At 61.3% G+C, this 12,079-nt stretch carries 8 protein-coding genes; 3 read left to right on the forward strand and 5 right to left on the reverse strand.

What is annotated here, in order from left to right; genetic code table 11:
• Positions 1-27: 27 nt before the first annotated feature.
• Positions 28-741 (reverse strand): FadR/GntR family transcriptional regulator, encoded by a 714-nt coding sequence (locus AD666_RS17240; RefSeq protein ID WP_053154438.1) that lies wholly within the window; start codon positions 739-741, stop codon positions 28-30.
• Positions 742-835: 94 nt separating this feature from the next.
• The gene (locus tag AD666_RS26810) at positions 836-961 is read right to left on the reverse strand and encodes a hypothetical protein (protein ID WP_256222689.1); all 126 of its coding nucleotides are present in this window, start codon (positions 959-961) and stop codon (positions 836-838) included.
• Positions 962-1,082: 121 nt separating this feature from the next.
• Between AD666_RS26810 and AD666_RS17245 the strand changes: the two genes are divergently transcribed.
• Entirely contained in the window at positions 1,083-2,429 is a 1,347-nt protein-coding gene (locus AD666_RS17245; RefSeq protein ID WP_053154441.1) for an MFS transporter, read from the forward strand.
• 28 nt (positions 2,430-2,457) lie between these two features.
• The gene (gene gudD, locus AD666_RS17250; protein WP_053154444.1) at positions 2,458-3,801 is read left to right on the forward strand and encodes a glucarate dehydratase; all 1,344 of its coding nucleotides are present in this window, start codon (positions 2,458-2,460) and stop codon (positions 3,799-3,801) included.
• 166 nt (positions 3,802-3,967) lie between these two features.
• Here the strand turns inward: gudD and glgB are convergent, their stop codons facing one another.
• The 3 genes from glgB to AD666_RS17265 form a co-directional block, all read right to left on the reverse strand.
• Positions 3,968-6,202, reverse strand: coding sequence for a 1,4-alpha-glucan branching protein GlgB (gene glgB, locus AD666_RS17255; protein ID WP_053154447.1), 2,235 nt, complete (start codon positions 6,200-6,202; stop codon positions 3,968-3,970).
• An 11-nt stretch (positions 6,203-6,213) separates the two neighbouring features.
• The gene (gene treS / locus AD666_RS17260) at positions 6,214-9,558 is read right to left on the reverse strand and encodes a maltose alpha-D-glucosyltransferase (RefSeq protein WP_053154450.1); all 3,345 of its coding nucleotides are present in this window, start codon (positions 9,556-9,558) and stop codon (positions 6,214-6,216) included.
• 113 nt (positions 9,559-9,671) lie between these two features.
• Complete coding sequence (locus tag AD666_RS17265) at positions 9,672-11,669, reverse strand: alpha-1,4-glucan--maltose-1-phosphate maltosyltransferase (protein WP_053154453.1); 1,998 nt, start codon at positions 11,667-11,669, stop codon at positions 9,672-9,674.
• 191 nt (positions 11,670-11,860) lie between these two features.
• On the opposite strand from AD666_RS17265, the gene AD666_RS26645 reads away from it, so the two are divergent.
• Complete coding sequence (locus AD666_RS26645) at positions 11,861-12,025, forward strand: hypothetical protein (protein ID WP_165887612.1); 165 nt, start codon at positions 11,861-11,863, stop codon at positions 12,023-12,025.
• Positions 12,026-12,079: the final 54 nt, after the last annotated feature.

The following is a 12,079-nucleotide window of genomic DNA, read 5'->3' on the forward strand; positions in this document are numbered from 1 at the left end:
CGAGCAAGCCCGCTCCCACAGAGGATCTCAGGACCTGGCACCAAACCGGTCGCGGCTGTTGGTCAGATGCAACCACATGGCGGCGCGGGCGGCGTCGGGGTCCTGCCGTTTGATGGCGTTGAAAATCGCTTCGTGTTCCAGGTTGGCCAACTGCGCCAGTTTCCCCAGGTCCGCCTGGCCGCGCTCTGCCATGTTCACCCGGGTCCTCGGAATCATTGCACTGCCCAAGTGCTGCATGATTTCGACAAAACAGGTGTTGTCCGTCGCCTCGGCAATAAGCAGGTGAAAGCGCCGGTCGGCTTCCACGCAACTGTCGTTGTTGCTGAGCAGCCGTTGGTAGTCATCCAGCGCCTGGCGCATTTGCTGCAACTGGCGCTCACTGCGGCGCTGGGCCGCCAGGGCCGCCGCCTGGGTTTCCAGGCCCAGCCGCAGTTCCAGAATCCCCCGCACGCCAGCCGCCGTGTCGACATTGAGACGCAGCCCCGGCTCGCCGGTTTGCTCCAGCACGAAGGTACCGATGCCATGCCGGGTTTCCACCAGCCCTGAAGCCTGCAGTTTGGAAATGGCCTCGCGCACCACCGTGCGGCTGACGCCATGCTCCTGCACGATGGCGCCTTCCGATGGCAGCTTCTGCCCCGGTTTCAACTGACCCAGCAAGATGCTCTGGCTGAGCTTTGCCACCAGCTCATGGGCCAGGTTATGGGTACGTTTGCGCAGGGGCGCGTCGGTGTCTTGCGGCATCGCCAGAATTTCCTCGGATACAGACCTGAGATCCTATCACCAGCGCCCACTGGAGTATGCATGCTTGAAGCGCCAACTTGTATGACAACACTCATCACTGTTTGTTTTTTGCGGCCTTATTGACGTCGTGCATAGCAGCCAACATCTCCTTCAGCGCCCCACTATAAATAAAAAATTCGCCAAAAAACCCAGCAAACAAAGGTATAAGAACTTCAACCATCCGATCCAATCGTGATCAAAAAGCCCTTGTCATCGAAAAAAATCAGGTTGTATGATGTCTATCAACATCGACACGCATTGTGCGATGCCCCGCATAAAAATAACGAGTGGGAGAAATACCAGTGAACACATCCAGCCTCCAGGCAAATGCCGGCGCGGATCCGGTGCTGCTGTCGGCCATCGCCAAGGTCAAGCGCCACATCCTGCCGCTGTTCGTCATCATGTTTATCGTCAACTACATCGACCGAGTGAACATCGGCTTCGTGCGCACGCACATGGAGCACGACCTGGGGATCGGTGCCGCGGCCTACGGCTTTGGCGCCGGCCTGTTCTTCATCGGCTATGCGCTGTTCGAAGTCCCGTCCAACATCCTCCTGCAACGAATCGGCGCCCGTATCTGGCTGACTCGCATCATGCTCACCTGGGGCCTGGTGGCGGCAGCCATGGCCTTCATCCAGAACGAAACCCACTTCTACATCCTGCGCTTTCTGCTGGGCGTGGCCGAGGCCGGTTTCTTCCCTGGCGTGATCTATTACTTCACCCGCTGGTTACCCGGCGCTGAGCGCGGCAAGGCCATCGCCATTTTCCTCAGCGGCTCGGCCATCGCCTCGCTGATCTCCGGCCCGTTGTCCGGGTTGCTGTTGCAGATCAACGGCCTGGGCATGCACGGCTGGCAGTGGATGTATTTCATCGAAGGGATGTTCTCGGTGTGCCTGTGCGCCTTCGTCTGGTTCTGGCTGGACTCCAAGCCTCACGATGCCAAATGGCTCAACCGCGATGAGCAGGACGCCCTGGTCAAGGCCATCGACGATGAACAACGGGCACGCGAAGCGGCCACGCCGATCAAACTGTCCATCGGCCAGTTGCTCAAGGATCGTCAGATCATCCTGTTCTGCCTGATCTACTTCTTCATTCAATTGACGATCTATGCCGCCACGTTCTGGCTGCCGAGCATCATCAAGAAGATGGGCGAACTCAGCGACCTCCAGGTCGGGATGTTCAACTCCATCCCCTGGCTGCTGTCCATCGTTGGCATGTACGCCTTCGCTTCGATGTCCGCCAAATGGAAATTCCAACAGGCCTGGGTGGCCACTGCCCTGCTGATCGCAGCGACCGGGATGTTCTTGTCCACTACGGGCGGGCCGATCTTCGCGTTCGTCGCCATCTGCTTCGCGGCACTCGGATTCAAGTCGGCCTCGTCGCTGTTCTGGCCGATTCCCCAGGCTTACCTGGACGCACGGATCGCTGCCGGTGTGATTGCACTGATCAACTCCGTGGGCAACCTCGGTGGGTTCGTCGCACCGACCACGTTCGGCCTGCTGGAGCAGCACACCGGTTCGATCCAGGGCGGCCTCTACGGCCTGGCAGCGACTTCGATCATCGCCGCGATCATCGTCTTCGCAGCACGCAATACACCCAAGCCCAAATCCGCAACGACGCCGACCGACACTGCGGCCAGCCACGTCTGACATTCGATTCGTTCAAGGATAAGTACACATGAGTCCACAAGAAGCCAGCAAAGCCCCGATCATCACCAGCATGCAAGTCGTGCCCGTGGCCGGCCATGACGGTATGCTGCTGAACCTCAGCGGCGTCCATGGCCCGTTCTTCACCCGCAATATCGTGATTCTCAAGGACAACGCCGGTCGCACCGGCGTGGGCGAGGTGCCCGGTGGCGAACGCATTCGCCAGACGCTGGAAGACGCTCGTGCGCTGGTGGTCGGCAATCCCATCGGTACGTACCAGAAGATTCTCAACAGCGTTCGCCAGGCGTTCGCCGACCGCGATGCGGGTGGCCGTGGTTTGCAGACATTCGACTTGCGCATCACCATCCATGCCGTCACCGGCCTGGAAGCAGCGCTGCTGGACCTGCTGGGCCAGCACCTGGACGTACCGGTCGCGGCCTTGCTTGGCCAGGGCCAGCAACGCGACGAAGTGAAGATGCTCGGCTATCTGTTCTATGTGGGCGATCGTCAACAGACCGACCTGCCTTACCGCAGTGAGCCGGACGCCGACAATGACTGGTTCCGGGTCCGTCACGAAAAAGCCTTGGATGCCGACGCCGTGGTGCGCCTGGCCGAAGCGGCGCATGCGCGTTATGGCTTCCAGGATTTCAAGCTCAAGGGCGGCGTGCTCAAAGGGGATGAAGAGATCGAGGCCGTCACTGCCCTGGCCGAACGCTTTCCCCAGGCCCGTATCACGCTGGACCCGAATGGTGCGTGGTCGCTCAAGGAAGCGATCCGCTTGTGCCGTGACCAGCACAAAGTCCTCGCCTATGCGGAAGACCCTTGCGGCGCCGAGAACGGCTATTCGGGCCGTGAAGTCATGGCCGAGTTCCGCCGCGCCACCGGGCTGAAAACCGCCACCAACATGATCGCCACCGACTGGCGCGAGATGGGCCATGCGGTCACCTTGCAGTCGGTGGACATTCCCCTGGCCGACCCACACTTCTGGACCATGCAGGGCTCCGTTCGCGTCGCGCAGATGTGCAATGAATGGGGCCTGACCTGGGGCTCTCACTCCAATAACCACTTCGATATCTCCCTGGCAATGTTCACCCACGTGGCCGCCGCCGCGCCGGGCGACATCACCGCCATCGACACCCACTGGATCTGGCAGGACGGCCAGCGCCTGACCAAGGCGCCTTTGCAGATCCAGGGGGGTTGCGTGCAAGTGCCGAAAAAATCGGGATTAGGGATCGAGCTGGACACGGATCAACTGGCCAAGGCTCATGAGTTGTACAAAGGCATGGGCCTGGGGGCACGGGACGATTCGGTGGCGATGCAGTACCTGATTCCAGGCTGGACGTTCAATAACAAACAGCCGTGCCTGGTGCGCTGAAAAGGCCCCCGACCTCCTGCGCACCCCCTATAGGGAGCGGGCTTACTCGCGAAAGCGGTGTGACAGTCGACATTGACAGTGGCTGTCAGGCCCCCTTCGCGAGCAAGCCCGCTCCCACATCGGACCTGTGGTGATCCTGATTCAGGACCACCACAGCCATCGGCAACTAACCCTCCGGCCGCAAGATCAACACCGCCAACGGCGGCAGGTTCAGTTCCAGCGACAGCGCCTGGCCATGGCTGGGCACTTCCTCGGTGGAGGCTCCGCCACCGTTGCCATAGTTGGAACCGGCGTAAGTGTCGGCGTCGCTGTTGAGTAATTCCACCCAACGTCCGGCGAACGGTACGCCGACCCGGTAGCTCTCGCGCGGCACAGGCGTGAAGTTGGCGACCACCAATACCGGCCGTCCCTCCTTGCTCCAGCGCAGCCACGCATAGACGCTGTTCATCGCATCGTCGCCAATCAACCATTGGAAGCCTTGCGGCGCATCGTCCTGGTCATGCAGCGCCGGCTCCTCGCGGTAGAGGCGGTTCAAATCGCTGACCAGTTGCTGCACCCCACGGTGCTCGGCGTATTGCGTCAGGTACCAGTCCAATTGCTGGTCGTGGTTCCATTCGCGCCACTGGCCGAACTCGCAGCCCATGAACAGCAGTTTCTTGCCCGGATGGCCCCACATGAAACTGAGGTACGCCCGCAGGTTGGCAAATTTCTGCCAACGGTCGCCGGGCATCTTGTCGATCAACGAGCGTTTGCCGTGGACCACTTCGTCATGGGAGATCGGCAGGACGAACCGTTCCGACCAGGCGTATACCAGGCCAAAACTCAGTTCGTTGTGATGGTGAGCGCGGTACACCGGGTCCTGCTGGATGTAATGCAGCGAGTCGTGCATCCAGCCCATGTTCCACTTATACGCGAAGCCCAGGCCGCCCTGTTGCGTGCTCTGGCTGACGCCGGGCCAGGCGGTGGACTCTTCGGCGATGACCAGGGCACCGGGTGCCTCCAGCGCCACCACATCGTTGAGGTGCCGCAAGAAGTCGATGGCCTCCAGGTTCTCGCGTCCGCCGTGGCGGTTGGGCACCCACTCGCCGGCCTTGCGCGAATAATCGCGATACAGCATCGACGCCACGGCATCTACCCGCAGGCCGTCAACGTGGAAATGCTTCAGCCAGTGCAGCGCCGAAGCCAGCATGAAGCCATGGACTTCGGTACGCCCCAGGTTATAGATCAGGGTGTCCCAATCCTGGTGGAAGCCTTCCAGCGGGTTGCCATATTCGTATAGCGCGGTGCCGTCGAACTGGGCCAGGCCGTGGGTATCGGTGGGGAAATGCGCCGGCACCCAGTCGAGGATCACACCGATGCCGGCCTGGTGGCAGGCGTTGACGAATGCGGCAAAGTCATCCGGCGAACCATAACGCGCCGTCGGGGCGAACTGCGACAACGGTTGATAACCCCACGAACCGCCAAACGGGTGCTCCATGATCGGCATCAACTCGACATGGGTGAAGCCCAGCTCCTTGACGTAGGGGATCAAACGCTCGGCCAGTTCATGCCAGTTGTATTGGCGAGACACCTCCCCTGCCTCGTCGATTTCGCATTGCCAGGACCCGGCGTGCAGTTCGTAGATCGACAACGGCGCGCCGGGTAGCTGGCGCTCGCGTCGATGCTGCATCCATTCATCGTCCTGCCACTCGATCTTCAACGGCGTGGCCACTTTCGAAGCGGTATCGGGTGGCATCTGGCTGGCCAGCGCCACCGGATCCGCCTTGAGGGGCAGGATGCCGTGGGCACCGAGAATTTCGTATTTGTAGGCTTCCCCGGCGCCCAGGCGGGGGATGAACAACTCCCAGACGCCCGACGGGTAACGGATGCGCATCGGATGGCGACGCCCGTCCCAGACGTTGAAATCCCCCACCACCGAGACCCGCCGCGCATTCGGCGCCCAGACGGCAAAGCGCACGCCTTCGATGCCATCGACGGTGGTCAATTGTGCACCGAGGCAGGAACTGAGGTCGCGATGATTGCCTTCGGCGAACAGGTAGAGGTCCATTTCCCCCAATAACGGCCCGAAGCTGTAAGGGTCCTCGGCCAATTGCTCGCCCCCGGCCCAGCGAGTGCGCAGCAGGTAGGCCTGGGCGCGGTCGAAATGCCCCACGAACAGACCCGGTGTTTCGGTCAATTGCAGTTCACCCAGTTCTTCACCTCCGTCACGGGCGACGACCTGCACGCTCAGGGCACCGGGCAGGTACGCCCGGATAAACTGTCCGCCAGCACCATCGCTGTGAGGTCCCAGGATGGAAAACGGGTCGTGGTGTTCGGCGCGCACCAACGCGTCGATGTCACGCAGGGACGGCAGCAATGACTCCTTGGCCTGCCCCTGTGGATCCTTGTTCGAGACACTCATGATTCTCTCCACTAATTCGGTCCGGCTAAGTCGGAAAAGGGTTTTAGCCCACTCAACAACCCGTACAGACCGTGCAACGGCACGGGCAGCCAGGCGGGGCGATTCTCGGCTTCATAGGCCACTTCATAGGCCGCCTTCTCCAGGCCGAACAACGCCAGCGCGGCGTCTTCGCCTTCAGCATCCTTCCACTCATGGGCAAGACTAGCTGCCGCCAGCCTATATGCCTGGACAAATGCCTGGCGGGCCTCTGCCAGATAACGATTGGCTACCCGTTGCCGGGCCGCGTCGGCATCGGCCGTGCTGTCGACGGTGTGCAAGTGAATCGCCATGGCTGCCGCATAGTCGAAAGAGCGCAGCACGCCGCTGACGTCCTTGTACGGGCTGTGCTTGCCCCGCCGCTCATGCAACGGCCGCGCCGGCTCGCCTTCGAAGTCGATCAGGTAAGCGTCGCCCTTGATGACCAGCACTTGCCCCAGATGCAAATCTCCATGGACGCGGATGCGCAAGCCACCGGCAGCCTTGCCGGCGAGTTCCTGTACATGGGCCAGAACGGTTTTCCTGTGTTCCAGCAAGCGTGCGACCATCGCCCGGTCCGTCGGGTTCAATTGGTCCTGGTGCTGCTTAAGCAGGCGCAGAGCATTTTCCACTTGGGCGGCCACGTCCTTACCGATGGCCTGGGCATCCTTGGCAGTGGTTTTCTGCGCAGCGAAATCCGGATTGTCGGTGGCCTGGGCCAGTACCTGGTGCATTTCCCCCAAGCGTTGACCGAGCATGCCGGCAAAATCCTTCAGTTCGCCCAGGGCGTTGTAATGCTGCTCCTGCTCGGAGACCGCATCGGCCAACTCATCGCGCAAGGCCCGCTCCAGGTTGTTCTGGGTCCATTCCCAGGCGTCACCCTGATTGCTCAGATAGCCCTGGGCAATCATCAGCAACGCATCCTCGCCCTGGGCGTCGCGGCGAATCACCGCCCCCAGCAGCGGCGAGATATTGCTGAAGCCCGCCGCCGTCAGGTACGCGCTCATCTCCAACTCTGGATGCACGCCGGACGCGACCTTGCGGATCAGCTTGAGGACGAGACTGCCGCCCACTACCACCGAGCTGTTGGACTGCTCGGCGGACAGGTAACGCACCTCCGGCACGTCCCCGAGGTTCAGCGCAGCCAGCCCTTCGGTGGGTTCGAAACGCAGCTCACCGTCCGTGCAGGGCAACACCGTACCGGCCTGCATGTTTTGCAGCACGGACCGTACGAAGGTTTCCAGGCTGAACGCATCGGTAATCAGCCCCACCTGGCGACCCCGGCGAACCCGCGACAGCGCCAGTTGCTGCGGCAACGCCGCCCCCACCTGATCCTCGGCCAACAGGCCGAACGGCAATTGATAGCGCAGCGTCTGCCCTGCGCTGGTCACGTCGATTTCACTGAGCAGCACCGGATGCTGTGGCTCGCCAAAGCGCACGCCATAGACGATGTCGACTTTCTCGATGGCACTGTCCTTGCCGGCGAACCAACGCCGGTTCTGCAACCAGCTCGGCAGGATGGTTTGCTCCAACGTGGCGCGCGCCGGGGCTTCGAGCAATTCTTCCAGGCGTTTCTTCAGCACCAGCGTGGTGAAATCCGGCAGGCTTTGGGCCGGTTCCACATGCCAGCTCGGCATCTGGTTTTCCGCCGCCAGGGCAAACCAGTAGAAACCGTACGGTGCCAGGGTCAACAGGAAATTCAGCTGGCCAATAGGCGGGAACGCGTTGCCTCCCAACATCTCCACCGGGACCATGCCCGCATAAGCGGATAAATCCAGCTCGGCGGCCTGGGCGCTACGGGACACGTTGGCCACACACAGGATGATTTCGTGCTTGCCGTCGGGCCCGGTGTATTCGCGGGTATAGGCCAGAATCCGGCGATTGCTCGGCGACAGCATCTTCAAGGTGCCACGACCGAACGCCTTGGATTGCTTGCGCACCGCCAGCATCCGCCGCGTCCAGTTGAGCAGCGAATGCGGGTCGCCGGACTGAGTCTCGACGTTGACCGACTGGTAGCCGTACAGCGGGTCCATGATCGGCGGCAGCACCAGGCTGGCCGGGTCGGCCCGGGAGAAGCCGCCGTTGCGGTCGATGGACCACTGCATCGGCGTGCGCACGCCATCGCGGTCGCCCAGGTAGATGTTGTCACCCATGCCGATCTCGTCACCGTAATACAAGGTCGGCGTACCGGGCATCGACAACAGCAGGCTGTTGAGCAGCTCCACACGGCGACGGTCGCGCTCCATCAACGGCGCCAGGCGTCGACGAATCCCCAGGTTGATCCGCGCCCGCCGGTCAGCGGCGTAGTAGTTCCACAGGTAGTCGCGCTCTTTGTCGGTGACCATCTCCAGGGTCAACTCATCGTGGTTGCGCAAGAAGATCGCCCATTGGCAGTTGGCGGGAATTTCCGGGGTCTGGCGCAGAATGTCGGTAATGGGGAAACGGTCCTCCTGGGCCAGCGCCATGTACATGCGCGGCATCAACGGAAAGTGGAACGCCATGTGGCATTCGTCGCCATTGAGGCCCTGGGCATCGACATCGCCAAAGTACAACTGGGTGTCTTCCGGCCATTGGTTGGCCTCGGCCAGCAGCATGCGGTCCGGGTAGTTGGCGTCGATCTCGGCGCGGATCAACTTGAGGACATCGTGGGTCTCGGGCAGGTTCTCGTTGTTGGTGCCGTCACGCTCGATCAAATACGGGATCGCGTCCAGGCGCAGGCCGTCGATGCCCATGTCCAGCCAGTAACGCATTACCGACAACACGGCCTTGATGACCTGTGGGTTGTCGAAGTTGAGATCGGGCTGGTGGGAGTAGAAGCGGTGCCAGAAGTATTGGCCGGCCACCGGGTCCCAGGTCCAGTTGGATTTCTCGGTGTCGAGGAAAATGATCCGCGTGCCGTCGTATTTGTGATCGTCATCGGACCAGACGTAGAAATCCCGCGCCGCCGAGCCCCGCTTGGCCTTGCGGGCGCGCTGGAACCACGGGTGCTGGTCCGAGGTGTGGTTGATGACCAGCTCGGTGATGACCCGCAGGTTGCGCTTGTGGGCTTCGGCAATGAAACGCCGGGCATCGGCCATGGTGCCGTAGTCCGGGCTGACGCCACGGTATTCGGCGATGTCGTAGCCGTCGTCGCGCCGGGGTGATGGGTAGAATGGCAGCAACCAGATGGTATTGACGCCCAGGTCGGCGATGTAGTCGAGCTTCTCGATCAACCCGGGAAAGTCGCCGATGCCGTCGTTGTTTGAATCGAAATACGATTTGACGTGGACCTGGTAGATCACCGCATCCTTGTACCAGAGCGGATCCTTGATGAATGTGGCGGACCGCGGTTTTTTCGCCATTTGCAACTCCTGATGAATTCAATAAGGCCGTTGGGGCACTAGGGCTCATTTGTGGCGAGGGGATACATCCCCTCTACATAAAGGCCCTCGCTGGCATCTCTCGTTGCACAGCCTTACGCCGCGCTGATCCGCCAGATCCCGAACGGCTGGTAGGCCGGGTCGATGCGCATGAACTGGTATTTGCCGTACCAGGTCCAGCGGTGTCCATTCATCAAATCCTCGCCCTGGGTCTGGGCGTCGTCCGGCAAACCCATTTCCCACAGTGGCAACTCGAAATTCGCTTCCTGGGGGTTGTGCGGGTCCAGGCTCACCGCCACCAGGACAAAATTGCTGCCATCGGGCGTGCGCTTGCCGAAAAACAGAATGTTGTCGTTCCAGGCGTTATAGATTTTCAGACCCAGATGGGTGTGCAGCGCCGGGTTCTGACGGCGGATACGGTTGAGCTGCGCGATCTCGGCAATGATGTTGCCCGGCGCGGTGAAGTCCCTTGGGCGGATCTCGTATTTTTCCGAGTCAAGGTATTCCTCCTTGCCCGGTACCGACGCCGATTCGCACAACTCGAACCCCGAGTACATGCCCCACAAACCCGAGCCCATGGTCGCCAGCGCCGCGCGGATCAGAAAACCCGGGCGTCCCGACTCATGGAGAAAGGCCGGGTTGATGTCGGGAGTGTTGACGAAAAAGTTCGGCCGGTAGCACTCGCGCAGGGGCGATTGGTTGAGCTCGGTGAAGTAGGTCGCCAGCTCGGCCTTGGTATTGCGCCAGGTGAAATAGGTGTAGCTCTGGGAATAACCGACCTTGCCCAGCCGCGCCATCATCGCCGGCGTGGTGAAGGCTTCGGCGAGGAAAATCACTTCGGGGTACTGCGCCCTCACATCGGCGATCAACCATTGCCAGAACGGCAGCGGCTTGGTGTGTGGGTTGTCGACGCGGAACATCTTCACGCCTTCGTTGACCCAGCCCACCACGATATCCCGCAGCTCCATCCACAGGCTGGGGATGGCATCGGCCGCATAGAAATCGACGTTGACGATATCCTGGTATTTCTTCGGCGGGTTCTCGGCGTACTTGATCGTGCCGTCCGGCCGCCAGCTGAACCAGCCCGGATGTTGCTTGAGCCAAGGGTGATCCTGGGAACACTGGATAGCGAAGTCCAGGGCGATCTCCAGGCCGTGATCCGCGGCAGCCGCCACCAGGCGCCGAAAATCCTCCAGGGTGCCCAATTGTGGGTGGATCGCCTCGTGTCCGCCCTCCTCGCTGCCAATGGCATACGGGCTGCCCGGATCGTCGGGCCCGGCGGTCAGGGAATTATTCGGCCCCTTGCGGAAGCTGCGACCGATGGGATGGATCGGCGGGAAATACAGCACGTCGAAACCCATGTCACGGATCATCGGCAGGCGCGAATGCACGTCATTGAATGTGCCGTGACGGTTGGGATCGTCGGTTATCGAGCGGGGAAACAGCTCATACCAGCTGGCGAACTCGGCTTCTTTGCGCTCTACGTCCAGCGGGTACTCGGGACTGATGCTCAGGTAGGGTCGATGATCGGCCAAGGACATGAGATCGGCACTGCGTGGTGCGAGAAACAGCGCCACCTGCTCCTCGGGCAACAGGCCCGAAAGCTCATGGTGCAACGCTGCCAACTCCTCGCTCAATTCGCCGTCGCTACGCTCGGCGGCCAGTTGCACCTGGTTGCGCCCTTCCTGCAATTCGAGGCTGATGGGTACCCCAGCGCCGTACTTCTTCTCCAGTTCATAACGGAAGCTGGCGAACTGATCGAACCAGGCCTCGATACAGAACACGTAACGGCCCTGTTCGGGTACGTTGAACTGGCCTCGCCAGCTGTTGTTGCCAAGGTCGGTCATGACCTCGCTGTTCCAGACCTCATCCTCCAGCGCCCGCCAGCGGATCCGCACGGCCAGCTTGTCATGACCGTCGGCGAAGACCTTGCTGGTCACGGTCACATCCCGCCCGGCGACGACCTTGGCGGCGAATTGCCCACCGTCGATCACCGGCATGGTGTTCTCAATGGCGATACGTGGCAGCAACAAGGCGTGGGACAGTGGCAAGTGCGGGTTGTACGCCAAGTCAGTCGAGTGTTCAGCAGTCATCGAGCATCGCTCCTTTTACGCCCCATGGACGTGCTTGTGACGATAAAAAACTCACTTAACCTCCGAACCGGGCCGGCAACCAAAAGTTCAGCGAGATTTACCCGGGACACCTGGGGGGATCGAACCTGGTCCCGGATGGTCAACAAGGATAAGCACGACTCAAGCCATATGCCTCACGGAGACCCGTCCCGATGAATATTCCCATCCCGGCCGAAACACCTGATCCGAACATCGACGACCCCACTTTGCCACCGCCTGGCCCCGACCCGGAGCCCATACCGGAAAAGGACCCGCCCCTCGACCCGCAGCCGCCCGTGGGCGACCCGCCGAACGAGAATTCGCCGGAGCGGGTTTGAGGCATCATTCATAAGCATCATGGGGCGTTAGCGGCAACGGACTGTCAGCCACCG

Origin of the sequence: Pseudomonas sp. Pf153, from assembly GCF_001269775.1 — a bacterium.
GTDB lineage: Bacteria > Pseudomonadota > Gammaproteobacteria > Pseudomonadales > Pseudomonadaceae > Aquipseudomonas > Aquipseudomonas uvaldensis.